Source organism: Arthrobacter sp. GCM10027362 (genome assembly GCF_042679445.1).
Classification (GTDB): domain Bacteria; phylum Actinomycetota; class Actinomycetes; order Actinomycetales; family Micrococcaceae; genus Crystallibacter.
On record NZ_JBHTML010000041.1, the window covers coordinates 1 to 25662 of the forward strand.

Genomic DNA, 25662 nt, shown 5'->3' on the forward strand with positions numbered 1-25662 from the left:
AGCGCCCAGGCGGCCAGGCCCAGCGTCGCGGCGGCCAGCTGCGCCGCCAGCGGCACGCTGACCGCCGCGGCCGCGGTGGCACCGACGGACATGGTGATCGTGTAGACGCCGGTCATCGCGGAGGTGCGGCGGGCGTGGTGTTGCCGGATATAGGAGGGCATCGCCACGTTGCAGATGGCCAGGCCGGACATGCCCACGACGGTGCCGGCCAGCACCATGCCCACCGACTCGACGGCGCGCACGGCCAGCCCCGCGGTCAGCAGCACCAGCGCCAGGGCGATCGACCGTTCCAGCCCGACGCGCCGGACCAGCCAGGCGGTGGCCGCGCCGGCGAGCGCGAAGCACAGCACCGGAATCGAGGGCAGCAAGGCGGCGATGACCGGACCGTAGCCGAGCAGCTGCTGCAGGTCGTGGTACAGCGCCGCGGCGCTGGCGATCCCGGCGCGCAGGTTCAGCCCGATGAGGACGACGGCGGCGGCCGCCAGCACTGCCCGCCGGCGCGGGGCCGGGACGTGCTCCCTGGGTTCGGGCGCGGGAATTTCGCCCGGGGCCCCGCCGGAGGTGTGGGCGGTGGCGTCGCCGGCTGAAGCAAGAGCGGTTTCCGAAGGCATGGAAAAACATTAGACGTTTGATGTTTGTTTGCCAAGGAGGGCAGGCGCTTAGAGCGCCTTGACCGCGCTGAGCAGCTTTTCCATCGTCTCCTTCGCGTCGCCGAAGAGCAGCGTGGTCTTCGGATCGAACAACAGCTCGTTCTCGATGCCGGCAAAGCCCGGGCGCATGGAGCGCTTCATGAACACGATCTGCTTGGCGTCGTCGACCTGCAGGATCGGCATGCCGTAGATCGGGGCGCCCGGGGTTGTCTTCGCCGCCGGGTTCACCACGTCATTGGCGCCGACTACCAGCACCACGTCGCTGCGCTTGAACTCGGGGTTGATCTCGTCCATCTCGACCAGCTGCTCGTACGGAACCTGGGCCTCGGCCAGCAGGACGTTCATGTGCCCGGGCATACGTCCCGCCACCGGATGGATCGCATAGTCCACTTCGACGCCCCGCTCCATCAGCACGTCCCCCAGTTCGCGCAGCGCGTGCTGGGCCTGGGCCACGGCCAGGCCGTAACCGGGGACGATGATGACCCGGCTGGCATAGCCGAGCATGATGGCGACATCCTCCGGCCCGGCCGAGCGCACCGGCCGGTCGCTCGCCGTGCCGGCGCCGAGCGTCGAGCCGCCCTTGAGCGCGCCGAACAGCGTGTTGAGCACGGACCGGCCCATGCCCCGGGCCATCAGGACGGTCAGCAGCGTGCCGGAGGCGCCGACCAGGGTCCCGGCGATCAGCAGCAGGACATTGCCCAGCACATAGCCGCCGGCCGCGACAGTGATTCCGGTGAACGCATTCAGCAGCGAGATGACGATGGGCACGTCCGCGCCGCCCACGGGCAGCACCAGCAGCACCCCGGCCAGCAGTCCCAGCGCGGCCAGCGCGGCCCCCGACATCCGGCCCGGGCCGACCGCCGCCAGCAGCGCGGTGATGACGGCAGCGAGCAGCGCCGCCCCGAAGAGCAGCGGCAGGCCGGGGAAGACCACCGGCCTGGTGGTCATCAGCCCCTGCAGCTTGGCGAAGGTCACCACGGAGCCGGCGAAGCTGACCGAACCGACCGCGGCGGTGAAGGCAGCCGCCCCCGCCACCACCGGCGGGGCCCCGGCGTCCCCGGCGAGGCCGTTCAGCTCCAGGACCGCCACAATGGCAGCGGCCCCGCCGCCCACACCGTTGAACAGTGCCACGAGCTGGGGCATCTGGGTCATCTGCACACGCCGGGCCCCCACGGCGCCGAGCACCGTACCGGCGCCGACCGCCACCAGGATGGGGACGATATTGTCCAGGGGCCGTTCGAAGAAAACGGCCGCGGTGGCCACCACGGCGGCGCCGGCACCGAGCAGGTTCCCGCGCCGCGCCGTCTTCGGCGAGGACAGGCCCTTGAGCGCGAGGATGAAGCAGACCGCGGCGAACAGGTACAGCACCTGCACCCAGACCGGGATCATGCCCGCTCTTCCTCCTTCGGCGGCTTCACCGGTGCCTTGTCCCGCGCCTGTTTCGGGGCGGAGAACATCTTGAGCATCCGGTCGGTCACCACGAAGCCGCCCACCAGGTTGACCGCCGCCAGCACGGTGGCGGCCAGGCCCAGCACCAGCACCGGCGTCGAATCCGCCGTCCCGGCGACGACGATCGCGCCGATCAGGATGATGCCGTGGATGGCATTCGTCCCGGACATCAGCGGAGTGTGCAGCGTGGACGAAACCTTCGAGATGACCTCAATGCCGACGAAGATGCTCAACGCCAGGATGGTCAGCCAGACAACTGCCTCGTTCATTGCGGGGGCCCTTCGGCGTCCAGGCGCTCCCGGAGGAGTGCCTGCGTGGGTGCGTGGCGGACCTGCCCGCCGTAGGTAACGCAGGCCGCCGCGACGATCTCGTCCTCGAAGTCGGCGCTGAATCCGCCCTCGCGGCCGGTGAGCAGCCCGATCAGGTTCACGATGTTCTGGGCCAGCAGCTGGCTGGCGGGGCCGGGCATCTGGCCCGGGACATTGCTGCCGCCCCAAACCCGCACCTTGCCGATCCGCACGGTTTCGCCCGGCACGGAGCCTTCCACGTTTCCGCCGGATTCGGCCGCCAGATCGATCACGACGGCGTCCGGCCTCATCATCCGGACGCTGTCCGCGGTGACCAGGCGCGGGGCCTGCCGGCCGGGAACCGCCGCCGTGGTGATCAGCACGTCGGCGGCGGCCACGTGCGGGCCGAGCAGCTCCTGCTGCCGCCGCGCCCGGTCCGCCGTCATCTCGCGCGCATACCCGCCGCCGCCCTCCAGGGTTTCCAGGTCGAGCTCGATGGGCTTGCCGCCGACGGAGCGGATTTCCTCCGCCGCGGCCGCCCGCACGTCGTAGGCCTTGACGATGGCGCCGAGGCGCCTGCAGGTGGCGATCGCCTGGAGCCCGGCGACGCCGGCGCCGAGGACGAGAACCTGCGCCGGCTGCAGCGTGCCGGCCGCCGTCATGTTCAGCGGGAACGGGCGCGGCAGCATGTCCGCGGCCACGATCGCGCAGCGGTAGCCGGCAAGGAGTGCCTGCGACGACAAGGCGTCCATGGACTGGGCGCGGGAAATCCTGGGCACCAGCTCCAAAGCGAAGGAGGCGATGCCCCCGTCGGCCAGCCGGCGGACCAGGTCCAGGCACTGGGCCGCCGGCAGGAAGGAAATGCTGGCCGTGCCGCGGCGCAGCCTGGCCGCGACCTCCGCCGCCGGCGGCCGGACGGACACCACCAGGTCCGCACGTTCCGGGCCCTGCGCGGCGATCTGCGCGCCGGCCTGCACGTACTCCAGGTCGCCAAAGCCCGCCCGCTCCCCCGCGCCGGGCTCGATCAGCACGCGGTGCCCGGCGGCGGCCAGCTTCGCCACGGCGGCCGGAACGAGGGCGACCCGGGTTTCTTCCGGCGCCCGCTCCTGCAGGACTGAAATCAGCACCGTACGTTCTTCCCTCCGGCAACCCTCCGAGCGGTCTTCGGGGCGCCGGGGCTAATGGGGATGACTTGAACCCAAGGTAGCCTTCGACAGCATGCTGGTAAAGGTTTCGCGGTAACGATTCGAAGTGCCGGGCCCGGCGCCGGCTACGCCGGGCCGGAATCCTCCGTTACCGGGTTACTGGCCCGCCGCGGTGGTGCCAAACATCAAGGTCTTGCGGCTGACGTCATAGAACACGGTCCCTGCGCTGGCCAGCAGGTCCTGCAGGTTGTCGGCGTCGTCGGCACTGACCGTCAGGATCTCCTCCCATGCGCCTTCGTCAAGCACCAGCTGCAGCGTCCAGGTACCCGGTGCGCCGCCATCGCCTGCCACCCAGCTGAATTGGTAGTGGCTAACCTGGCGCACCTTCACGCTCTGTTCGGTTACGGGCTGCTTTGGGGTGGGTGTCATGTGCAGTGTTCCTTTCCGGGACTCCATGCGCAGGAGGTGCACCAATGTAGTACCGTCCCCGGGCTAAGTAAACAGGCAGGTTAGGCGGGGACGATCCGGACCGGGATGGAGTCCCAGCCGCGCAGCGTGTTGTGCAGGAAGGGCACCGGCTCGGCCGTGAGCTCGATCGCCTTCACGCGCTGCGCCAGGGTGGTGAACAGCACCTCCATTTCCAGCCGCGAGATGGGCTGGCCCACGCACTGGTGGATGCCCATGCCGAAGCCCAGGTGCCCGCCGGCCTGGCGCTCGACCTTGTACTCGTCCGCGTCCGGGCCCCAGCGGCGCGGGTCGCGGTTGGCCGCGCCCACGAAGACAGCCACCTTGGTGTCCGCGGCCAGGTCGAGGCCGTGGAAGGACACCGGCCGGCCGGTGGTGCGGAAGAAAGACTGGAAGGGGGACTCGAAGCGGAAGGACTCGTCGATGGCGAACCTGGCCAGCCGCGGGTTGGCATGGACCTTGGCCCATTGCCCCGGATGCCGGGCCAGGCAGAGCATGGTGTTGCCGATGGCCAGGATGGTGCTGTCCAGCCCGGCCGAGAGCATGGCCCGCACCAGCAGCGCCGCCTGCTGTGCCGTGATCTCGCCGCGGTCCGCGTAATCCCAGATTTGCGCGCCCATGCTGCCCGGCGCCAGCCGCTCGCGGGCGGTGTTGGCCATGGCCCAGTCATTGGTGCCGGCACCGCGGCGGAAGAATTCCTTGGACCGCTCATCATCGGGGCCGAAGGTGCTGAAGTTCATGGCGCCCAGGGCGAGCAGGTTCTCTGCCCGGCCCTCGCGCGGGATCCCCACCGCGTCGCCGAACACCCGCAGCGGGAACTCCTGCGCGAAGTCGGTGGCGGCGTCGAACCCGCCCAGCTGGAGCATCCGCTCCACCAGCTCGTCGGCGAATTCCTGGAACTGTCCGCGCAGCGCGCGGGTGCCCTTGGGCGAGATCACCCCGCCGATGGCGTGGCGCATGGCGGTGTGGACCGGCGGGTCGGATTCCATGATCCCCTGCGGCCGCCAGGACGGTTCGTGGTGCAGGTTCTTCGGTCCCGCCCCGGCGCCGGAGATGAAGGTGGCGTGGTCGTCGAGGATGTCCTTGCAGGCGTCGAAGCGCGCGAAGGCCGGCACTCCGTACTTTTCCAGCCAGACCCCGGGCCCGGCCTCGCGCATCCGGTCGAAGAGCGGGTAGGGGTCGGCCAGGTTCGCGTCCGAATAGGGGTCGTCGGCGATGACTGGGGCTGCGGCGGCAGGCAGGTCGGTTCTCATTCAGGCCTCACTTCCCGATGCGGCGGTGGATGGCCTCAACGTAATGGGATTTGGGAGCGGCCCTAAATGCGATTCTCATAATGTGGGAACGTCAATTGCCGGGGCCGTGTCCTGCAGTGGAGCATCGCTGCAATGCCGTTCCGGAAGAGAGGGGGTTGGGTTGACGTCATTCGAACGGGGGCTGGCAATCCTGGCCGAGGTCGCCGCCAGCGGCGATGCCACCGTGGACGCCATCGCCGGCAAGCTCGGCATTCCGCAGAGCACCACCTACCGGTACTTCAAGACGCTCAAGGAGCACGGCTTCGTGCAGGAAGACGGCGGCCGCTACCGGCCGGGACGGGCGCTGCTGGAGCTCTCCGGCCGGCACTACGTGCAGTCGCACCTGGCCGAAGTGGGCACGGCGGTGCTCAAGGACATTGTCGACGCCGTGGGCGAGACCGCCGTGCTGATCATCCGCGTGGGTGCCCAGGCGATGTGCCTGCGCCGGGCCGAGCCGGAGAAGTCGCTCAAGTACAGCTTCGCCGTCAACGAGCTGCTGCCGCTGCATGCCGGGGCCGGGCAGCGGGTGCTGCTGGCCTGGGCTCCGCCCGATGTGATCCGGCAGGTGCTGGACCGGCAGCTGCCACGGTTCACCGACAACACCCCGACGGCCGAACAGGTGCAGGCCGGCCTGCCGCAGATCCGTGCCGCCGGCCGGGTGGTCTCGCGCGGCGAACTGGACCCGGGGTCGGTATCCGTGGCCGTCCCGGTGTTCTGCCGCGGCGAGGTGGTCTGCTCGCTCAATGTCGCCGGTCCCGAAAGCCGCTGCGGCTCCAAGGCCTGGATCAACTCAACGCTGAAGACCCTCGAGCAGGCCGCGCGGAACCTTGCCGGGTCGCTCGAATCCGCCACCGGTTTCCAATCAACCAGGGAGATTGCCGATGAATACGCAAACCGTCACTGAAGCGCCCGTCGTCGTCGGCGCCGAGCGTGCCACGCTCGAGGACCTGATCCAGGTGGCGCGGTTCCGCCGGCCGGTGCAGCTCGCGGACGAGGTGCCGGCCCGGATGGAGCCGAGCCGGGCCTGGCTCGGCTCCGTCGTGGAGCAGATGGAAGCCGGCCAGCCGACGGCGCCGATCTACAGCATCAATACCGGCTTCGGTTCCCTGGCCGGGCGCAGGGCCTTCGACAAGGCCTCCGACGCGGCCGAGCTCTCCCGCCGGCTGGTGCTCTCCAACGCCGCCGGCGTCGGCCGGTACGTGGACGAGGAAGTGGTGCGGGCGACCATGTTCATCCGGATCGTGAGCCTGGTCCAGGGGTATTCCGGCATCCGGCCGGAAATCGTCACCACCCTGGCCGAAATGCTCAACCGGGGCGTCTGCCCCGCCATCCCCGAGTACGGTTCCCTGGGCGCTTCCGGGGACCTGATCCCGCTGGCCCACGTGGCCATTGTCATGACCCGCTCCCACACCGGCGGGGACGAGGAGGCGGATTCGGGCGAGGCCCTGCTGGAGGGCGCCGTGGTCAGCGGCAAGGCCGCCATGGCCGCCGCCGGCCTGGACCGGCTGCCGCTGGGCGCCAAGGACGGGCTGGCCCTGCTCAACGGCACCTCCTTCTCGTGTGCACAGGCGGCCCTGGCCCTGTTCGATGCACAGAACCTGCTGGAGACCGCGCAGGTCACCGCCGCCATGACCATCGAGGCGCTGATGGGCTTCGGTGACGCCTTTATCGCCGAACTGCACCAGGCGCGCGGGCAGAAAGGCCAGATCGAGGTGGCCGCGCGGATCCGGCAGCTGCTGGCCGGCAGCACCCTGGTGGACGGCAGCGCCGAGGCGGACCCGGTGCGCCAACCGCCGCAGGATGCCTACTCGCTGCGCTGCGTGCCGCAGGTCTTCGGCCCGGTCAAGGACACCCTGGAGTTCGCGGCCGGGATTATCGACAACGAAATCAATGCCGCCACCGACAACCCGCTGATCTTCCCGTCGCTGCCGGCCGGCCGGAGCCTGAAGGCCGTCTCCGGCGGCAACTTCCACGCCGAGTACGTGGCCTTCGCCGCGGACTTCATCTCCATTGTGGTCACCGAGATCGGCAACATCACCGAGCGCCGGCTCTTTAGGCTCGACGACGGGACCCTGAACCGCGGCCTGCCGGACATGCTCATCGACAGCGAACAGACCGGCATCGACTGCGGCTACATGCTCCCGCAGTACCTGGCCGCCGCGCTGGTCTCGGATTCGAAGACGCTCTCGCACCCGGACAGCGTGGACTCGATCCCCACCTGCGCCAACCAGGAAGACCACGTCTCCATGGCCAACAATGCCGGCCGGCACGCCCGGCAGGTGGTGGCCAACATCGAGACGGTGGTCGGGATCGAACTGCTGATGGCCTGCCAGGCCCTGGAACTGCGGCTGGCCCGGCCGGACACCGCCTCGGCCACCGTGGCGCCGGCCAGCCGGGCCGTGCTGGAGCTGGTGCGGTCCTCGAAGTCGGCCGACGGCCGGCCGGTGGACCACATCCGCAAGGACGTGGTGATGTACCCGCGGGTACGCACGGCGCTGGAGCTGGTGCACAGCGGCGCCGTCGTCAACGCCGTGGAGCGCGCGCTGGGCGGGGAGGAATAGGAAGAAACCACCCGCCGGGCGGCCCCCGGATTTCCCCGGCATAACCCCGGAATTGTGCTTACCCGACAATAACCCGGAAACCGGCTTTCCGGGAAAACCGGGAGCCGGGAATTACCGGACCGGGCATTGAATTACCCAATTTCGAAACGCCGCCGCGCGCTCGCTCCTGCCCAAATTCCGCATGATTCCAAGGAATCCGCCTGCCCGGCGGACCCAGTACACACGGTTACCGGAATGGAATAAATCGGGGTTGTGGCGGCGCTCACTTTATCCTTATGCTGAGGAGAATTCGGAATGCAACCGTCATTTCCGAATACCAGTAATCAAGCTTTTCCGCGTACCAGATGATTATCCAGGAGTGTAGGAAAATGGCTATTTCGGCTCTCTCCGTCCGCAAGCCCGTCCTGGCCACTGCGGCCCTGGCCGCAGCACTGGCCCTGGCCGGCTGTTCCGGCAGCGCCGATGCCGGCAGCGGGTCCGCGGCCACTTCAGCGGCGGAGGCCGCAGGGGCAAAGGCGCCCCTGTTCGCCCAGCTGCCCGAGGACATCCAGAAGGCCGGTACCATCAACGTCGCCAGCAACGTCGAGTACCCGCCGTTCGAGTCCTTCGACACCGACGGCACCACCATCGTCGGCATCGACCGGGACATCGCCGATGAGCTGGAGAAGCAGCTGGGCGTGACGCTGAAGTTCAACAACATCGCCTTCGACGCGATCATCCCCGGCCTGGTCTCGGGCCGCTACGACATGGCCATGTCCGCCATGTCCGACACCGTGGAACGGCAGAAGCAGGTGGACTTCGTCGACTACTTCTCCGCCGGCGGCGGCATCATGACGGCCGCGGCCAACGCCGAATCCCTCAAGACCCTCGACGACCTGTGCGGCAAGGCCGTCGGGATCGTCAAGGGCACCACCGAAGACGCCGACGCGGCCGAGCAGTCCGAAAAGTGCAAGGCGGCCGGCAAGGCACCGCTGAACGTGACCATCTACGCCGGCCAGAACCAGGCCGTGCTGGCCGTGCAGAGCGGGCGCGTGGACGCATTCCTGGTGGACTCGACCTCCGGCTCGGTCATTGCCGCCGAAAGCAAGGGCCAGCTGGTCCAGGGTCCGCGCTACCAGGACCTGGCCTTCGGCATCGTCTTCCCCAAGGACAGCAGGCAGCTGACCGAGGCCGTGCAGAAGGCCATGGGCGAACTGAAGGCCGACGGCAGCTACGGGAAGATCCTGGCCAAGTACGAGATGGCCGACCATGCCGTCGACGAGTTCCCGATCAACGGGGTCACCGAATGACCAGGCCCGCATCCTCCCGGCAGGACGAAGACCTGCCCGTCCTGCCCGCCCGGTACACCGGACGCTGGGCGGCGGCGGTCGTGGTGCTGGCCGCCGCCGCCCTGGTCGTGTACTCGATGTTCACCAACGAGCGCTTCCAGTGGGACGTCGTCGGCCAGTACCTCTTCGCCCCGCAGGTGCTCTCCGGGCTGGGCAAGACCCTGCTGCTCACCGCCTTGTCCATGGCCATCGGCATCGTGCTGGGCATCGTCGTGGCGGTCTGCCGGCTCTCGGCCAACCCCGTCCTGTCCTACGCGGCCTGGGCCTACTCCTGGTTCTTCCGCGGCACCCCGCTGATGGTCCAGCTACTGTTCTGGTTCTTCATGGCCGCCCTGGTGCCCAAGATCGTCATCGGCATCCCGTTCGGCCCCAGCTTCTTCGAGATCCCGACCAACGCCGTGATCTCGCCCTTCACGGCCGCGCTGCTCGGGCTGAGCCTGAACGAAGGCGCGTACATGGGCGAGATCGTCCGCTCCGGCATCCGGGCCATCCCCCAGGGCCAGACCGAGGCCGCCAAGGCCATCGGCATGTCCCGGGCCCAGACCATGCGCCGGGTGGTGCTGCCCCAGGCGATGCGCGTGATCATCCCGCCCACGGGCAACGAGACCATCGGCATGCTCAAGTACACCTCGCTGGTGATCGTCATCGGCTACAGCGAGCTGCTGACCTCGGTGTCGATCATCTACTCGCGCACGTTCCAGACCATTCCGCTGCTGATCGTCGCCGCGATCTGGTACCTGGCCGTGACCGCGGTGCTCTCGGTGGGCCAGTACTACGTCGAGCGCCACTTCGAACGCGGTTTCACCCCGGTGCGCCCGGCCAAGGCGTCCCGGGACGCCGGCCCGGCCGGTACCGGAGCCGCGGCCGGTCCCGTGCCGGCCGGCTCCTCCCCCGCCGTCGAACTGGAGGCCCTCAAATGAATGACCCGATTGTCAGCGCCCGCGGGGTGCGCAAGTCCTTCGGACAGGTCGAGGTGCTCAAGGACATCAGCCTGGACGTGCAGGCCGGCGAGGTCGCCTGCCTGCTGGGCCCCTCGGGGTCGGGCAAAAGCACCTTCCTGCGCTGCATCAACCACCTGGAAAAGATCGACGGCGGCCAGCTGTGGGTGCACGGCGAGCGGATCGGCTACCGGCGCATCGGCAACCGGCTGCGCGAGCTGAAGGAACACGAGACCTCCCGGCAGCGGGCCTCGGTCGGCATGGTGTTCCAGCAGTTCAACCTCTTCCCGCACCGGACCGCCCTGGAGAACGTGATCGAGGGCCCTGCCGTCGTCCAGCGCCGGCCCAGGGCCGAGGTCGTCGAGGAGGGCATGGCCCTGCTGGCCCGGGTGGGGCTGGCGGACAAGCGCAACCACTACCCCGGCCAGCTCTCCGGCGGCCAGCAGCAGCGCGTGGCCATCGCCCGGGCGCTGGCGCTGAAGCCCTCGGTGATGCTCTTCGACGAGCCGACCTCCGCCCTGGACCCGGAGCTGGTCGGCGAGGTGCTGGATGTGATGGTGCAGCTGGCGGCCTCGGGCATGACCATGATCGTGGTGACCCACGAGATGGGCTTCGCCAAGGAAGTCGGCGACGTGGTGCACTTCATGGCCGACGGCTACCTGGTCGAAAGCGGGGAGCCGCGCCAGGTGCTCGAGGATCCGCGCGAGGCCCGGACCCAGGCCTTCCTGTCCAAGGTCCTGGCATGAGCACGCCGTCCGCTCCTGCTGCAGACCAGGTCGGGGACCTGCGCCCCGGCTCCGGACCCGGCACCAACCCGGCGGTCGCCGAGCTGCAGCAGGTGCTCGGCGGCAAGGTCGCCGTCGATCCGATCGTCCGGGCGGAGCGCTCGCGCGACCGCTCGCACCTGCCGCACGGGACGGCCGACGCCGTCGTACGCTGCACATCCACTCACGACGTGGCCGCCGCGGCGCGCATCTGCGCCGCGCACGGGGTCCCCATGGTGCCGGCCGGCGCCGGCACCGGGCTCGAGGGCGGCGCCAACGCCCGGCCCGGGTGGGTGGTCATCGACCTGTCCCCGATGGACCGGATCCTGCGTATTGGGGCGGCCGACCTGGATGCGACGGTCCAGGCCGGCGTGCTCAAGAGCCGGCTGAACGCGGCGCTTCAGCCCCACGGGCTGTGGTTTCCGGCCGGGCCGGGCGTGGACGCCAGCTTCGGCGGCATGGCCTCGACCTGTGCCAGCGGCACCATGGCGGTGCGCTACGGGACGCTGCGCGAGAACGTGCTGGGCCTGACCGTGGTACTGGCCGGCGGCGAGGTCATCCGCACCGGCGGCCGTGCCCGCAAGTCCGCCTCCGGATACGACCTGACCCGGCTGTTCGTGGGCGCCGAGGGCACGCTCGGAATCATCACCGAGGTCACGGTGCGCCTGCACGGACTGCCCCGGGCCGTCTCCGCGGCGGTCTGCAGCTTCCCCACGCTCCAGGACGCCACGCTCACGGTCCAGGAAGCAGTCCAGGCCGGCATCCCCGTGGCCCGGATGGAGCTGCTGGACGAGCCGATGATGGCCGCCATTAACGCGTATGCAGCCACCACTTCAGTCACCGCGCTGCCGGAAACCGCGACGCTGTTCCTGGAATTCCACGGCACGCCCCGCTCCATGGCAGAGCAGGCCGGGCAGCTGCGGGCCATCGCCGCCGCACACGGCGGGACCGGCTTCGAATCCGCCGGCGGGCCGCAGGAGCGGGAGCGGCTGTGGCAGGCGCGCACCGACGTACTTCCGGCCTGCCAGGCGCTGGTGCCCGGCGCGGCCACCTGGTCCACCGACGTCTGCGTGCCGATCTCCCGGCTCGCCGAGTGCATCACCGCCACACAGGCGGACATCGCAGCCTCCGGCGTCATCGCCCCGATCGCCGGGCACGCCGGGGACGGCAATTTCCATCTGGCCTTCGTCCTGGCCCCCGGGGACGGGCAGGCCCTGGCCGCGGCCACGGCTGTCAACGAGCGCCTGGTCGCCCGTGCCCTGGCGATGGGCGGCACCTGCACCGGCGAACACGGCATCGGCACGGGCAAGCTCGCCGCCCTCGCCGCGGAGCACGGCCCGGGAGTGCAGGTCATGGCCGCGATCAAGGCGGCGCTGGACCCGCAGCAGATCATGAACCCGGGCAAGGTGCTGCCATGAGCGTCCGGCAGCAGACAACGAGAATCGCGGAGGTCTCCGGATGAAACTCTCCAGCGCGCTGGACCTGGTCTCCTTCACGCTCCCGGCCGGCTCCGCCGCCGAGCGGGCACTGGCCCGCTGCCACACGGTCGAGGACCTGCGGAGGCTGGCCGCCCGCCGGCTTCCCCGCACGGTGATGGACTATATCGACGGCGGCGCCGACGCCGAACTCAGCCTGGCCGGCAATACCGAGGCCTTCGCCCGTTACCGGTTCACCCCGGCGGTGCTGGCGGACGTCAGCGCCCCGGACACGGCCACGGACTTCCTGGGCCGGACGGCGGCCGCGCCGCTGGGCTTCGCGCCCACCGGCTTCACCCGGATGATCAACCCCGACGGCGAGCCGGCCGTGGCCCGCTCCGCGGCGGCAGCCGGCCTGCCCTACGTGCTCTCCACCATGGCCACCACCTCGCTCGAGGACCTGGCCGCGCAGCCGGCGGGCGACCGCTGGTTCCAGCTGTACGCGTGGAAGGACCGGGCCAGGACCCTGGACCTCATCCGCCGCGCGGCCGACGCCGGCTACCGGGTCCTGGAACTGGCGGTGGACACGGCGGTGCCCGGCAACCGGCTGCGGGACGTGCGCAGCGGGTTCACCATCCCGCCCCGGCTGACCGCCTCCAGCCTGCTGGACATCGGCTCCAAGCCCGGCTACTGGACGAAGCTGCTGCGCGCCCCCGACCTGGAGTTCGCCAATCTTTCCGGCGGAGCAGCCGACTGCGGGCACGGGTACACCATCGAAAACATCGGCGCCCAGTTCAACCCGGCGCTGGACTGGGCCGGGTTGGCCGGGCTGCGCGCGGCCTGGCCCGGGAAGCTGCTGCTAAAGGGGCCGGTGGGCCCGGCCGACGCCGTCCGGGCCCGGGACTTCGGGGTGGACGGGGTACACCTGTCCAACCACGGCGGCCGCCAACTGGACCGGACCGTGGCGCCGGCGGACCTGATCGCCCCGGTCCGGCAGGCCGTCGGCGAGGACTTCGCCGTCGTCGTCGATTCCGGCATCCGCCACGGAGCCGACATCGCCGTCGCCCTGGCCCTGGGCGCCGACCTGGCCATGGTCGGCCGGCCCTACCTGTGGGCGCTGGCCGCCGGCGGCGAAGCCGGCGTCGGCCACCTGGCCGATCTGCTGGTGTCCCAGTTCCGGCGCACCATGGCGCTGCTGGGGGTGGCGGGCGTGGCCGGACTGCGCCGGGCCGGCCCGCAGTTGCTCGCCGGCACCCCGAACCCCGTCCCAGTTTTGGAAGGAACACCATGAGCGTACAGACCGGCGCTTCCCGTCCCGCTGCGGCCCCGCAGCCGCGCCCGGGCATTACCTCGCTGCCGGGCTACTCCCGGTCCGCCGCCAAGGCCACCGTACGCTGGATCGCCTCCTCCAACGAGTCCCCGGTGCCGCCCTCCCCCGCCGTGCTTGAGGCCATTGCCGCCGCCGGCAAGGGTGCCAACCGGTACCCGTCCCTGGCCGGGGACGAACTGGTGGCCACTGTCGCCGCCCGGCTCGGCCTGGACCCGGGCCAGATGCTGGCCGGCGCCGGCTCGCTGGCCCTACTGCAGCTGCTGCTGTCCACCTACGCCGGCCCCGGTGACGAGGTCATCTACGCCTGGCGCAGCTACGAGGCCTATCCGATCCTGGTCGGCGCCGCCGGGGCGGCCGCCGTCGAGATCCCGCTCGATGCCGCCGCACGGCACGACCTGGACGCCATGGCCGCCGCCGTCACCGAAGCCACCCGCGCGGTGATCGTATGCAGCCCGAACAATCCCACCGGCACGGTGGTGGACCGCGGCGAGCTGGTCGGGTTCCTGCACCGGGTGCCCCCGCACGTGCTGGTGGTCCTGGACGAGGCCTACCGCGAATTCACCCTGCCCGGCGACGAGGGCGTGGGGCTGCTGGCGGACTTTCCCAACCTGGCCATCCTGCGCACCTTCTCCAAGGCCTACGGGCTGGCCGGGCTGCGCGCCGGTTACCTGGCCGCCTCCGCGGACATTGCGGCCAACCTGCGGCGCGCCGCCCTGCCGTTCCCGGTCAGCCGGGTGGCCGTCGCCGCCGCCGTCGTCGCCTGGGCCGAACCGGACCGGATGGCCGCAACCGTGGCACAGATCGTGGCCGAACGGGACTACCTGGCCGCGCGGCTGCACGACCGCGGGATTCGCGTACCGCGCAGCGGAGGGAATTTCCTGTGGATTCCCGCCGGCCCCCGGGCCCGCGAGCTGGAAGCCGCCTGCCTGGACCAGTCCGTCTCCGTGCGGGCGTTCGACGGCGAAGGCGTGCGCGTGACCCTGGGCGGCCGCGAGGCGACGGCGGCGGTGCTCGCCGCCGTCGACACCGTTCCCGGCCTGGCCGCCGCGATTCAGAACCCGCTGCCGGCACCTGCCGGTGCTTAGTTTTTAGAGGAGCAGAGGAGCAACGCACCATGGCAATGCACGAAGAGTTCTTCGACGTCGAAGTCACCCGGATCGACCCGGCCTCCGATTCGGTGGTGGCCCTGCAGCTGGAACACGCCGGCGGCCAGCCGCTGCCGGTCTGGCGGGCCGGCGCGCACGTGGACGTGCTGCTGCCCAACGGACTGCTGCGCCAGTACTCGCTCTGCTCGAAGCCGGAGGACGGCTTCTGGCGCCTGGGCGTTCTGCGCGAGCCGGCCGGCCGCGGCGGCTCGGCCTGGATCCACGACGCGCTGGTGCCCGGCACCAAGCTGCAGGTGCGCGGGCCGCGGAACAACTTCGTCCTCGAGCCGGCCCCGGAATACCTGTTCATCGCCGGCGGCATCGGCATCACCCCAATCCTGGCCATGGTCCGGGCCGCCGAGGCCGCCGGAGCGGACTGGAGGCTGTTCTACCTCGGGCGCAGCCGCACCTCGATGGCCTTCCGGGACGAGCTGGCCGGCTACGGAGACCGGGTCCATGTCCACGCCGACGACGAGTCCGGCATCTTCGATCTGGCCCCGCTGCTGGCCGGGCTGGATCCTGCTGCCCAGGTCTACGCCTGCGGGCCGGCTGCGCTGCTGGGCGCGCTGGACAAGCTCACCGCGGACTGGACGGACCCCGGCCGGTACCACTTCGAGCGGTTCACCGCCGACCCCGGCGCCGCCGCGCCGGGCGCCGCCGCGACGTCGGAAGCGGACAGCGAGTTCGTCGTCGAAACCGCCGACGGCACCGAGGTGGGCGTGCCCGCCGGAACCACCATCCTGCAGGCGCTGATGGACGCCGGCATCCCGGTACTCAATTCCTGCCGCGAGGGCATCTGCGGCACCTGCGAGACCCCTGTCATTTCCGGGGACATCGACCACCGGGATTCCCTGCTCTCGGACGAGGAGCGCGAGGCCGGGGACACCATGATGATCTGCGTGTCCCGGTGCAAGGGCAGGCGACTGGTGCTGGATATCTGAACGGCCGCCGGCCTCAGGTCGCCTGGCCGCTCAGGTCCAGCACCGGACGGACCTCAACGCGGGCGTAGTGGGCATCGGGAATCCGGGCTGCGATCTCAATGGCCCGCTCCCGGCTGGTGCACTCGAGCAGATAGAAGCCCGCCACCTGTTCATCGGCGTCGTCGAAGGGCCCGTCCGTGGTGATGGTCTTTCCCTGGCGCACCATTACGCTGCTGGAGTACGACTGGTCCAGAGCCTCGGCCATTATCAGTTCGCCGGAGGCTGCCAGTTCCGCATTGAGCTCGGCATATTCGCCGAAGTCCTCGGTGCGTTGGGCGTCGGAGAGCCCCGCCCAAGTCCGTTGGGACTCAGGATCGCTGTAGATCAGGATCAGGATCTTCATGGTGCCTCCTCCGGCAGAGGGATGTCCCGTTACCCATCATGTCGGGCGAGGGTGCGGGTGGCTAGCTTGGCCGGTCCGGATCCACCACGTCGATGTCCTTGCCAGGTTCCCCACCCTGATCCCGGGCGGCCCGCTCTGCCTCAATCCGCTTCGCCTGGATCAGAACCGCTTGCTCGGCAAGATTCCGGATCCCGCCGAAGACACCATTAACGGCACCTCCAACTGCTGCCCCGCCCTGCTGCGCAACGTCCGCAACAGCCTTGCCCCAGTCCTTCTGCGAAGAGTCGGTCCAGGACAGAGTGCCGAGCTTTGCCATATTGACGAAGCGGCCAAGCTGGCCGTGTGCCCGGTTTACTGCCCGCACCAGGTCCCTGGCGGGAATCGGCTGGACAACCCGCTCAAGATCCTTAACCTTGCCGGCAGACTGCAGCGCCTCGTTCAGCCGCTGGAGGGCCCGGGACACGTTCCGTGCCATGGCTTCGTTGTGCTTGCCAATAACCTCGCGGTGGATTGCCGCATCCTCCGGATGTTCCTGGTTTACGCGCGCCAGCTCAAGGACATGGAAGCGCCGTTGGTTGGCCAGGCTGACAGCGAGGATGGAAAGCCAGAAGGAAAGCTCCTCCCGGGCCAGCTGTTCCACAGCCTTGGCCTTGTCGGAAACCGATCCGCGCGAAATCTCTTCCGTCATCGATTCGATTTGCTCGACGCATTGGGCAACGAAGGAGGCCAATGCGGTGGGATGCTGCTGTACCTTGTCCCAGTTCACCGACGAGACGCGGCCGGTCTCCTGATACATGTCGAACGCCTCGGACAGGGTCCGCGTAACACCGCGGATATCTCCCATGACCTCGGACCGGTCGTTCTTTAGGAGCTTGTCCAGCTTTACATCCATGGCTTTGAGGTACTGCCGCAGATCCTCGACCGCCATTTGGATTGCCATGGACATTGCCATGGTCGCCGCGTTGGACGTCATGAGCGCGTTCGGAGCGCCCCCGGGGAGAATGAGCTTGAGGTGCTGGTCGATCCTTCCTTTCGGGCCCCGCACAACACCTGCAATGATGCCGTCTTTCGACGGGTTGGTCGCCGCAAGCTGCTTCAGCCGGGTTGCTGACTCCGTTGTCAGCTGGACCCATTTGCCGCTGGCCAACTGCGCCTGGGACGCCAATCCTGATACCCCGGCCACCGCCGTCAAGGCATCCTTGGTCATCGCCTTGGCCTTAACCGGGGAGCCATCCGAAATGTGTCGCATGAAAAGTTCAATGTCGTCATCGTTGCCGACAATCATCGCAGCGTCGCCTTCGACGTAAATCCCCAACTCCGTCGATTCATTCTCCATGCAGTTAATCTCCCACGGCCGCCCGCCAATCATTCGTTGGAGGTTCTTGCATGTCGTTTCAACAACGACGGCGGCCGGACCTTCGCCGCACGAACAACGCCGGGACCACGGAGCCTAAATAGGTCAGGGCACCGCTCAATGCACCGCTGAACAGCCAGCCGGGTCCTGCTATCAGCACCGTCCAGGTGCGGGCTGTGATTCCGTTGCGACGCCCTATGGGTTCAGCCCATGGCTTCGCTTGCAGGAAGGGCGGTGCCACGGCAGCCACGACGCCGGCGAGGACCATGGTCGGGCCGATGCCCCACGCGTCCAGCGCAAAGGGGAGCCCGAAGGTGCCCAGGGCAGCACCGATGCGGCTGGCGGCGGTGGTGATGCCGACGGCGCTGGCCCGCACGTTGGTCGGGAACAGCGAGCGGCCAATGGTGCGGGCCCAGGATCCCGAACACCGGGTAGGGGCCGGCTTTCGCGGGACCGCGGGTGGGAATGTCCGGCATAGGCATCAGGTCTGCTCGCGGCGCATACGAGTCATTGCCAAGCCCCGGGGGTACTTTAGTCCTGGCGGCGGTCCGCCGCCGGAGCGGGAACCGCTGATGCGCAGGTTGCGCGCACGCTAAGGAACGACGTCGAATCCGGCGGTTTCCGACAGCACCCCGTTGACCTGCAGCTGGAGCGCATGTCGGCCCGGATAGTGCACGCGTGTAGTCATCGGGCGGAAGGCATGGGACTTGCCGAACCGGCGGGTCTCCCCCGGCGCCAGGTCCGCGACGGCCAGCTTGAAGACCTTGGGGGCCAGCGCACCGTTGGCCTTGACGTAATGGACCAGGTAATCGACGGCCACCCGGGCCGCCTCCGCAGATTCGTTGCTGACCTCGGCTTCGAACCTCAGTTCCCCGGGCAGGTGGACCACGGATGTCTCCAGCCGCGGAGCCGGGACCGAGAGTGCGCGCGGCGCAAACCCCAGCACGGCGAGCGCGCCGGGATGGGCCTTCTTGACCAGGGTGCGCAGGCCGTGCCGCACCACCCAGGCCGCGCCGTCGTCCGGAGCGTCCTTCCAGCGCGCCGCCGTCGCGACCACTTGGTCCGGAGCATGGCGGGCGATGTCGTTCAGGTGGTTCGCCACCGACCGGCGGACCAGCTGGCTCGGATCGGTGTGCAGGGCCTCCAGGATCGGGAAGGTGGACTGCGGGCGGGCGATGATCCCGGGGACGCGAATGGCCCAGGGCAGATACGGCCGCGTCCCCTCGCTGGCCAGTCGCCGGACCTGCTCGTCCGGGTGGGACGTCCAGTGCTGCATGATCCCCAGTGCCCGGTTTAGGTCGCGCAGCAGCAGGCGGCGGATGGCGAACTCGCCGGTGAGGCGCGGCGTCAGTGCGGACAGCAGGGCCAGGGCGTCGTCGAAGGCCTGGATGCTTCCGTCTTGGAGGGCCAGGGTCACTGCCGCTTCGGTGACCGGCCAGATCATCCATCCGGTGAAGGCCGCATCGTCCAAGGCCGTCCGGAACACCGCCGATGCACCGCCGTAGTCCACCGCCAGGTCGGCCACCAGTGCCGCCGCCAGCAGGTCGGCCCGGCCGCGGATCGACAGGGGCCCGAGCTTTGCTTCCGCTTCCCTGAGCGTGGGCCAGGCAGGGCGGCCGGCGACGCCGGATAAGGACCTGCACAGGCCCTCGATGGCTTCCGGACCCAGCAGGTCATTCATGGCACCCATGTGATCCTCCGTCCTGCCGGTCCCCTTTGAATCCTACGGCTTCCCTCGTCTGCCCTGGTGCAGGCGCCCGACACCGTCCGTGGTCGCCGTCGCCAAAACCCCTGGCAGCATCAGCGCAGGATCTCCACCAGCGCAACCCAGGAAAACAGCACGGCACTGATAATCGACAGCACGCTGCCGGCCGCCACCCAGGCATATCCGTCGCTTGCCCCTGCCACGAGCAGCACCGCGCCCACCGTGAACACTGCCGGCGGCAGGGACCCCGCCAGGATCTTGACCGCTTGGAAGGCGGGGCGCTGTCCCGCTTCACGCAGGATCGCACGGGCGGCGAACACCTCGATCAGCCAGACGACCGCCGCCCCGGCCAGCACCTCCACGCCCAGCAGCCACACCGGCTGGCCCGGAATCAGCGCCAGGCAGGAAGCCGCGACACCCAGCACCAGCGCCCCGATCGAGGAGCCGGCACGCACCGGCAGCGTCACCGTCTTGAGGATCTCGACGATGTTGACCGACATCGCCACAATCAGCAGGCCGGCCAGCGCCGCCCCGGCGCCCGCGACGGCGACATTGAAATCGGACCAGCCCGCGAGCGCGCTTTCCATGCAGGCACTCTACTGTGCCGTCACGCCGTCCGTGGAGCCGCCGCCTGACGCCGCAAATCCAGGTAGCTCTGTAAGCTCTCATTGACCAAAACTTTCAGCCATCCTGCAGTCCCTCACAGCATCGGAGGACCTTTTTTGCCGCAGTCAGCCCAGTCCACTGTGCAGATCGATGACGAACGGTTCCGGGTGACCGAATGGCGGTTCCCGCCGGGAAGCGAAACCGGCTGGCACCGCCATGAGATGGACTATGTGGTGGTACCGATGACTACTGGCGAGCTGCTGCTGCAGACCCCCGATGACGAATCCACCAGCCGATTGACGGCCGGGCAGTCCTACACCCGGCGGGCAGGCAGCGAGCACAACGTGATCAACCCCGGGGAGCATGAATTCGTCTTCGTGGAGATTGAAGTCAGATAGTCCGTTCAAACGACAGGTTCGCCGGACGATTCGTCGCCGTCACCTATCTCCGCGGACATTTCTTTCCCGCTCTGGGTGCCGTACATCCACAGTGCAACATCCATAATGCGCAGCAGGGATATCTGTGCGGGACACTGGACTTCTGCCGGATGGCTACCAGCCGTTCCCGCAGCCCGATCGGCTCGCTGAGCAGCCCATGCCACTGATGCCAGTAGCCGGCGGAGTCCTGCAGCCCGGCTACGTTCGCCACCACGGAATCCCAAATAGGAATAAGATGCGGTCGTTTGAGGGCCAGCATCTTGCTGAACTCATCTTCGGTCAGGTTGGCGAGCTCAACATCGGTCGGGATGTCGACCGACAAGCGTCAAATCGGTTCCCGGTTAGGATTTCCGGCGTTTCCCTTGCTTCCTCTCGTTGATTTGTTTACGGTTCCACCACGTCGTGTGCAACCAGCTCATGAAGTTCAGGGGCCCGCCTCGGTGGGCGAGCTCGCAGAGCCGTTCGAGATGAGCCGGCCGGCCATCTCCCAGCACCTGAAGGTGCTGCGGAAGGCAGGGCTGATCGAACGTACCGCCTCCGCGCGGTGGCGCACCTGCTCGCACCGAACCCCTCAATGAGGTCTCGGCCTGGATCGACCACCATGGAGGTCTCTGGACCGAACGTTTCGATCTGCTCGACGAGCGGCTCCACGAACTGAAGAAGAGGACCACCGATGGCTGAGAACACAATGGATCCACCAAAGGAATTCACCATCAGCCGCGTCTTCAACGCGCCCCGCAGGACCATCCGGAGGGCATGGACGGACCCGGATGAGGTCGCGCTGTGGTGTCACCCGCGCGGAGTCACACGTCCGCGCGAATTCATCTGGATTGACGCGCGTTGGCGGCACTTACGAGTACAAGATGATCGCCCCGGACAACAGCGAGTACCCACCACCGGCCAGTATCTGGAAGTGGTCGAACCGGAGGCTCGTCTTCACCTGGGCCAGCCCCCGGCGACCGGGTGGAGGACTCGCCGGTGATCACGGTCACCCTCACCGAACTCGACAGGCAGTTGGATCTGACAGCCGCCCACGGCGGACGATGGACTTATCCACTTCCGCCAAAGGAGTCCTGATGCCACGAGGCTATTCACACATCGTCATCGGTGCCGGCGCCATCGGCGCGGCCACCGCCTACTGGCTCGCCGCCCGCGGCGCCGAACGCGTGCTGGTGCTGGAACAGTTCGACCTGAACAACACCCTCGGCTCGTCCGGAGACCATTCGCGGATCATCCGGCACGCTTACCACAGCACCGCCTATACCAAGCTGACGCACGCGATGTTCGAGACCTGGCAGCAGATCGAGGCCGAGTCCGGGCTGAAGCTGGTCACCACCACCGGCGGCCTGGACCTGGCCGCGCCCGGCAAGGGCGCCGAGGAGTTGGCCGGCTACCAGGCGGCGATGGACGCCGTCGGCATTCCCTACGAGAAGCTGGCTGCCGAGCAGATCCGCGAGGCCTGGCCGCAGTGGCGGATCGGCGACGACGTCACGGGCATGTTCCAAGCCGACGGCGGCCTGCTGGACATCCGCAGGTCCGTCTCCGCGCACACCTCCCTGGCGCTGGCCCGGGGAGTCGAGTTCCTGCCGCGCACCAAGGTGGATTCCGTGTCCCTTGGCGAGGGCACCGTGGAAGTGGCGACGTCGGCCGGCCGGTTCAGCGCCGACCATCTGGTGGTGGCCGCGGCGTCGTGGCTGGGCGAGCTGATGCCGGACCTGGGCCTGGACTTCAGGCTGACGCTGTCCCAGGAGCAGGTCAGCTACTTTGCCTCGCGCCGGCTGGCCGAGTTCACCCCGGAGAAGTTCCCGATCTGGGTCTACCACGACGCCCAGGTGCTTTACGGTTTCCCGGTCTACGGCGAGGCCGGCGTGAAGCTGGCCCGGGACATGCGCGGGCGGTTCATCGCCAGCGAGGACCGCGTGTTCGAGGGCGATGACACCGAGGCGGCGATTCTGCGTGCCTTCCTCGAGCGCCACCTGCCGGAGGCGGCGGGTCCGGCGCTGGCGAACAAGACCTGCATCTACGACATGGCCCCGGACCGGGACTTCGTACTGGATACCCTGCCGGACCACCCGAACGTCGCGGTATTCAACGGGGCCGGGCACGCGGGCAAGTTCGCGAGCCTGATCGGGCAGATCATGGCGGACCTGATGCTCTCGGGCAGCACCGGGCACGACATCAAACCGTTCAGCCTGCTGCGCCCGGCCATCACGGACCCGGATTTCGTCCCGGTGTTCCGGCTGTCCTGACAATTCGACGACGTGCGTGCGTGGACGCCGCGCGGCCGGCGGGCCTACCTTGGGACTACGTTTTGAAGTAAGGAGCCCGGCACGTGACTACGCCGGTACCGGCCGGCACCAAGACGGCCGAATGGAAGCCGAACGACAAATGGCTGCTGGGCATCGTCCTGGCCGTCATCAACTTCTGGCTCTTCGCCCAGACCCTGCTCAACGTCATCCCCGGCATCCAGGGGCAACTGGGCGTCGAGCGGACGCTGGCCAACCTGGCCGTGTCGATCACGTCGCTGTTCTCCGGCATCTTCATCGTCGTCGCCGGCGGGCTGGCGGACCGGATCGGGCGGGTCCGGATCCTGTATGCCGGCATCCACCTGAGCATCCTGGGCTCGCTGCTGATCGCGCTGACCCCGGAGAACCTCGGCGGGCTGACCTCGGCCATGCTGCTCGGCGGCCGCATCATCCAGGGCCTGTCCGCCGCGTGCATCATGCCCTCCTCCATGGCGCTGGTGAAGAGCTATTACGAGGGCAAGGACCGGCAGCGGGCCCTGTCCTACTGGTCCATCGGCTCGTGGGGCGGGTCCGGTTTCTGCGCGCTGTTCGGCGGCCTCATGGCGTCCTCCTTCCTCGGCTGGCGGTCCATCTTCTGGATTTCGATCGTGCTGTCCGTCCTGGCGCTGTTCCTGCTCCGGGGCACCCCGGAATCGCGCGCCGAGGCGGACCCGCGGGCGGCGGCGCACCGCTTCGACTGGGCCGGGCTGATCTGCTTCATCATCATGCTGGTCGCAATCAACGTCTACATCTCGCAGGGCCCGAACATCGGCTGGCTGAGCTGGACCGGGATAGTGCTGGTTACCCTGTTCGCGGTGTTCCTGCTGGCCTTCCTGCAGATCGAGACGAGCAAGAGCAACGCGTTCGTCGACCTGAAGCTGTTCGGCAACGGCACCTTCACCGGCGCCACCCTGTCCAATTTCCTGCTCAACGGCGCCGCCGGCACCCTCATCGTCTCGCTCGGGCTGGTCCAGGTGGCGGCCGGCATGAGTTCGCTGCAGTCCGGGCTGCTCACCCTCGGCTATCTGATCGCCATCCTGGCCACCATCCGGGTGGGCGAAAAGCTGCTGCAGCGCTTCGGCCCGAAGAAGCCGATGCTCTGGGGCTCCATCATCACCGGGATCGGCATCCTGATGTGCTCGATGACCTTCCTGCTCATCGGGCAGTACATCGTGCTCAGCGTCATCGGCTTCACGCTGTTCGGCATCGGCCTGGGCTTCTACGCCACGCCGTCGACGGACGCGGCGCTGTCCAACGTGCCGGACGGCCAGGTCGGTGCGGCCTCGGGCATCTACAAGATGGCCTCCTCGCTGGGCAACGCGATCGGCGTGGCCATCTCCGCCGCGCTCTACGTGGCCGCCCAGGCCGTGGACCCGGGACTCATCCGGTCGTGGGGCCTGTTCATCGGCCGCCAGGACAATGTGGCGCTGCGCTTCGGCGGGGCCGTCGGGCTGCTTTTCAATGTGCTCCTGGTCCTGATCGCCATCGCCGCGATCATAGTCACCGTGCCGTCGCAGCGGCCGAAGGAGGAAGAGGAGGCCAGGCCCGACGTCGTCCCGCCTCCCCCCATCGGCAACTGAGTCCTGCACCAGCAGACCCGCGTTTGGACGCTCAAACCCGGGCCTGGCGCACACCCGTTGGGATGAGGGGGCTGCCGCGTGGAGTTCGGTGCGGAGGCCCGGCGTCCGCAGGAGGACTCTTCAGCGCCCGGGATTGCGCCGGGCGATTGCCGTGGTCAGCACGGTGGCGAAGCTGCACCACAGCGCGTAGGGCGCGAGCGCGGTCCCGGCCGCCGGCGAGACCCGGGCGGTCCGTCGCACCAGGTCCGCGCTGCTGGCGGCCAGCACGGCACATTCCGCGGCGGCCAGCCAAGGGCGGCGGCCGCGCCAAAACAGCCAGCTCCAGCCGGCGTTGAGCAGCAGGTTGGCGGCCAGCGCCTGCCGGTAGCGGCGGCGTTCGGCCGGCCGGGACCGCTTGTCCAGCCCGTCCAGGGCCACCGCGCTGATGGCGGCCAGGTCCGCATACAGGGCGGTCCAGACGATGGGGAAGACGGACGAGGGCGGCTGGAAGGGCGGCTTGCGCAGGCGGCGGTACCAGCCGCTGGAGGGATCGGTGGCAATCGACCCGGCCACCGCGGTCGCTGTGGTGGCAATGGCGGTCCCGGCGAGTGTAGCGGTCCGAATGCTCATGACTGGCTCCTTACCCCTTGGATTCCTCATTCAACCGTGCGACGTTGGAAAGACGCAACGGCGGACAAGCCCGAAAGGAGTCCCGGTGCCGAAGACGGACAAGAGCGGACACGCCAGGAAGAGCGAGCTGCCGAGCACCCTGAAGAAGTCCGGCAAAAAAGCCCAGGAGACCTTTGCCAAGGCCCACGACTCGGCCCTGGAGAGCTACGGCGAGGAGGAACGGGCCTACCGCGTCGGCTACAGCGCGCTGAAGCACACGCACGAAAAGATCGGCGACCACTGGGAGCCCAAGGAGCAGGCCGGACCCTCCGACCGGCAGGCCGAGGGCGGCATCGACACCTCCAGGCCCACCGCCGGCGGGGTGGATGCCAACGCCTCCAAGAAGCACCTCTACGAGCTGGCCAAGCGCCTGGACGTGCCCAACCGCTCCAAGATGAGCAAGGACGAACTGGTGGATGCGATACGCAAGGCCAATGACCGGGAGACCAGGAAGTCGCGGTAGCCCCCGGAGGCCGTACCGCGGCCGTGTGCCAACCTTGGATTCGCAGCTGACACCGGCCCAGCACGGGCTGCTGGATAAGTGGTTCGGCGGCTGGGACCTGGTCGAGGACATGTCCTGGCCGCTGCAGGGCATCACGGTGCTGCACCTGCGCACGGCCGCCGGCGACGTGGTGGCCAAGGCCAGCGGCACCAGTCACCATATTGCCCGTGAAATCCGGGCGTACCGGCAGATGACCGCGCCGCTGGCCGGCAGGACCCCTGCGCTGCTGCATGCCGACGCCACCGAGCACATCCTGGTCGCCTCGTACCTGCCGGGCCGGCTGGTCGAGGGCGGCCCGCAGGAGCGCGACCCGGAATTGTTCCGCCAGGCCGGACAGCTGCTGGCCCGGCTGCACCGGCCGCGGCAGCGGAACAACGGCTACGACGGGGCGGTGCTGCACAAAATCGGCGACTTCGCGGCCCGGGCCGCCGGGCTGGTCCCGGCGGCGCAGCG

Annotated in this window: 26 protein-coding genes and 1 pseudogene; 15 read left to right on the forward strand and 12 right to left on the reverse strand. The window is 68.9% G+C overall.

Annotation, left to right across the window (positions count from 1 at the left end; genetic code table 11):
• From ACFQ36_RS08475 to ACFQ36_RS08500, 6 genes and pseudogenes are all read right to left on the reverse strand, one after another.
• Positions 1-611 (reverse strand): annotated as a pseudogene (locus tag ACFQ36_RS08475) (MFS transporter); the annotation flags it as partial.
• Positions 612-659: 48 nt separating this feature from the next.
• Positions 660-2039 carry an NAD(P)(+) transhydrogenase (Re/Si-specific) subunit beta gene (locus ACFQ36_RS08480; protein WP_377012555.1) on the reverse strand — a complete coding sequence of 460 codons (1380 nt, stop codon included), beginning with the start codon at positions 2037-2039 and terminating at the stop codon, positions 660-662.
• Positions 2036-2368, reverse strand: coding sequence for an NAD(P) transhydrogenase subunit alpha (locus ACFQ36_RS08485; protein ID WP_377012556.1), 333 nt, complete (start codon positions 2366-2368; stop codon positions 2036-2038). Before ACFQ36_RS08485 ends, ACFQ36_RS08480 begins: the two co-directional genes overlap by 4 nt.
• Positions 2365-3513: an NAD(P) transhydrogenase subunit alpha gene (locus ACFQ36_RS08490; RefSeq protein WP_377012558.1), complete on the reverse strand. Its 1149-nt coding sequence runs from the start codon at positions 3511-3513 to the stop codon at positions 2365-2367. Before ACFQ36_RS08490 ends, ACFQ36_RS08485 begins: the two co-directional genes overlap by 4 nt.
• A gap of 174 nt (positions 3514-3687) precedes the next feature.
• Positions 3688-3960: a hypothetical protein gene (locus ACFQ36_RS08495; RefSeq protein ID WP_377012560.1), complete on the reverse strand. Its 273-nt coding sequence runs from the start codon at positions 3958-3960 to the stop codon at positions 3688-3690.
• An 80-nt stretch (positions 3961-4040) separates the two neighbouring features.
• A complete protein-coding gene (locus ACFQ36_RS08500; RefSeq protein WP_377012563.1) occupies positions 4041-5249 on the reverse strand; it encodes a cytochrome P450 in 1209 nt (402 codons plus the stop codon).
• A 160-nt stretch (positions 5250-5409) separates the two neighbouring features.
• Here ACFQ36_RS08500 and ACFQ36_RS08505 point away from each other — a divergent pair, with 160 nt between their 5' ends.
• From ACFQ36_RS08505 to ACFQ36_RS08545, 9 genes are all read left to right on the forward strand, one after another.
• On the forward strand, positions 5410-6192 hold the full coding sequence (locus ACFQ36_RS08505) for an IclR family transcriptional regulator (protein ID WP_377012565.1): 783 nt from the start codon (positions 5410-5412) through the stop codon (positions 6190-6192).
• Positions 6170-7849, forward strand: a complete 1680-nt coding sequence (gene hutH / locus ACFQ36_RS08510) for a histidine ammonia-lyase (protein WP_377012567.1) — start codon at positions 6170-6172, stop codon at positions 7847-7849. The genes ACFQ36_RS08505 and hutH overlap by 23 nt, the downstream gene beginning before the upstream one ends.
• 368 nt (positions 7850-8217) lie before the next feature.
• A complete protein-coding gene (locus tag ACFQ36_RS08515) occupies positions 8218-9138 on the forward strand; it encodes an ABC transporter substrate-binding protein (protein WP_377012569.1) in 921 nt (306 codons plus the stop codon).
• Positions 9135-10097, forward strand: a complete 963-nt coding sequence (locus ACFQ36_RS08520; RefSeq protein ID WP_377012571.1) for an amino acid ABC transporter permease — start codon at positions 9135-9137, stop codon at positions 10095-10097. The genes ACFQ36_RS08515 and ACFQ36_RS08520 overlap by 4 nt, the downstream gene beginning before the upstream one ends.
• Positions 10094-10861 (forward strand): amino acid ABC transporter ATP-binding protein, encoded by a 768-nt coding sequence (locus ACFQ36_RS08525; protein WP_377012573.1) that lies wholly within the window; start codon positions 10094-10096, stop codon positions 10859-10861. Before ACFQ36_RS08520 ends, ACFQ36_RS08525 begins: the two co-directional genes overlap by 4 nt.
• Positions 10858-12297: an FAD-binding oxidoreductase gene (locus ACFQ36_RS08530; RefSeq protein ID WP_377012575.1), complete on the forward strand. Its 1440-nt coding sequence runs from the start codon at positions 10858-10860 to the stop codon at positions 12295-12297. The genes ACFQ36_RS08525 and ACFQ36_RS08530 overlap by 4 nt, the downstream gene beginning before the upstream one ends.
• 40 nt (positions 12298-12337) lie before the next feature.
• Positions 12338-13585 (forward strand): alpha-hydroxy acid oxidase, encoded by a 1248-nt coding sequence (locus ACFQ36_RS08535; RefSeq protein ID WP_377012577.1) that lies wholly within the window; start codon positions 12338-12340, stop codon positions 13583-13585.
• Positions 13582-14709 (forward strand): histidinol-phosphate transaminase, encoded by a 1128-nt coding sequence (locus tag ACFQ36_RS08540; protein WP_377012579.1) that lies wholly within the window; start codon positions 13582-13584, stop codon positions 14707-14709. Before ACFQ36_RS08535 ends, ACFQ36_RS08540 begins: the two co-directional genes overlap by 4 nt.
• Positions 14710-14738: 29 nt before the next feature.
• Positions 14739-15710: a PDR/VanB family oxidoreductase gene (locus ACFQ36_RS08545; protein WP_377012581.1), complete on the forward strand. Its 972-nt coding sequence runs from the start codon at positions 14739-14741 to the stop codon at positions 15708-15710.
• Between the two features lie 13 nt (positions 15711-15723).
• Here the strand turns inward: ACFQ36_RS08545 and ACFQ36_RS08550 are convergent, their stop codons facing one another.
• From ACFQ36_RS08550 to ACFQ36_RS08565, 4 genes are all read right to left on the reverse strand, one after another.
• Positions 15724-16092: a YciI family protein gene (locus ACFQ36_RS08550; RefSeq protein ID WP_377012583.1), complete on the reverse strand. Its 369-nt coding sequence runs from the start codon at positions 16090-16092 to the stop codon at positions 15724-15726.
• Between the two features lie 61 nt (positions 16093-16153).
• Complete coding sequence (locus tag ACFQ36_RS08555) at positions 16154-17428, reverse strand: hypothetical protein (protein WP_377012584.1); 1275 nt, start codon at positions 17426-17428, stop codon at positions 16154-16156.
• 610 nt (positions 17429-18038) lie between these two features.
• Entirely contained in the window at positions 18039-19136 is a 1098-nt protein-coding gene (locus ACFQ36_RS08560; RefSeq protein WP_377012585.1) for a DNA alkylation repair protein, read from the reverse strand.
• 110 nt (positions 19137-19246) lie between these two features.
• Entirely contained in the window at positions 19247-19738 is a 492-nt protein-coding gene (locus tag ACFQ36_RS08565; protein WP_377012588.1) for a hypothetical protein, read from the reverse strand.
• 135 nt (positions 19739-19873) lie between these two features.
• Between ACFQ36_RS08565 and ACFQ36_RS08570 the strand changes: the two genes are divergently transcribed.
• Positions 19874-20155 carry a cupin domain-containing protein gene (locus ACFQ36_RS08570; protein ID WP_377012590.1) on the forward strand — a complete coding sequence of 94 codons (282 nt, stop codon included), beginning with the start codon at positions 19874-19876 and terminating at the stop codon, positions 20153-20155.
• Positions 20156-20198: 43 nt separating this feature from the next.
• On the opposite strand, the gene ACFQ36_RS08575 is transcribed toward ACFQ36_RS08570, so the two are convergent.
• Positions 20199-20453: a DUF6308 family protein gene (locus ACFQ36_RS08575; RefSeq protein WP_377012605.1), complete on the reverse strand. Its 255-nt coding sequence runs from the start codon at positions 20451-20453 to the stop codon at positions 20199-20201.
• Between the two features lie 181 nt (positions 20454-20634).
• On the opposite strand from ACFQ36_RS08575, the gene ACFQ36_RS08580 reads away from it, so the two are divergent.
• The 3 genes from ACFQ36_RS08580 (at position 20635) to ACFQ36_RS08590 (ending at position 24059) form a co-directional block, all read left to right on the forward strand.
• Complete coding sequence (locus ACFQ36_RS08580) at positions 20635-20772, forward strand: ArsR family transcriptional regulator (RefSeq protein ID WP_377012592.1); 138 nt, start codon at positions 20635-20637, stop codon at positions 20770-20772.
• Positions 20773-21270: 498 nt separating this feature from the next.
• Positions 21271-22443, forward strand: a complete 1173-nt coding sequence (gene solA, locus ACFQ36_RS08585) for an N-methyl-L-tryptophan oxidase (protein WP_377012595.1) — start codon at positions 21271-21273, stop codon at positions 22441-22443.
• 83 nt (positions 22444-22526) lie between these two features.
• Positions 22527-24059, forward strand: a complete 1533-nt coding sequence (locus ACFQ36_RS08590; protein ID WP_377012597.1) for an MFS transporter — start codon at positions 22527-22529, stop codon at positions 24057-24059.
• Between the two features lie 120 nt (positions 24060-24179).
• On the opposite strand, the gene ACFQ36_RS08595 is transcribed toward ACFQ36_RS08590, so the two are convergent.
• Entirely contained in the window at positions 24180-24668 is a 489-nt protein-coding gene (locus ACFQ36_RS08595; RefSeq protein WP_377012599.1) for a TspO/MBR family protein, read from the reverse strand.
• Between the two features lie 85 nt (positions 24669-24753).
• On the opposite strand from ACFQ36_RS08595, the gene ACFQ36_RS08600 reads away from it, so the two are divergent.
• Entirely contained in the window at positions 24754-25170 is a 417-nt protein-coding gene (locus tag ACFQ36_RS08600; protein ID WP_377012601.1) for a ChaB family protein, read from the forward strand.
• Between the two features lie 34 nt (positions 25171-25204).
• A partial coding sequence (locus tag ACFQ36_RS08605; RefSeq protein WP_377012603.1) for a phosphotransferase occupies positions 25205-25662 on the forward strand: 458 nt, incomplete at its 3' end.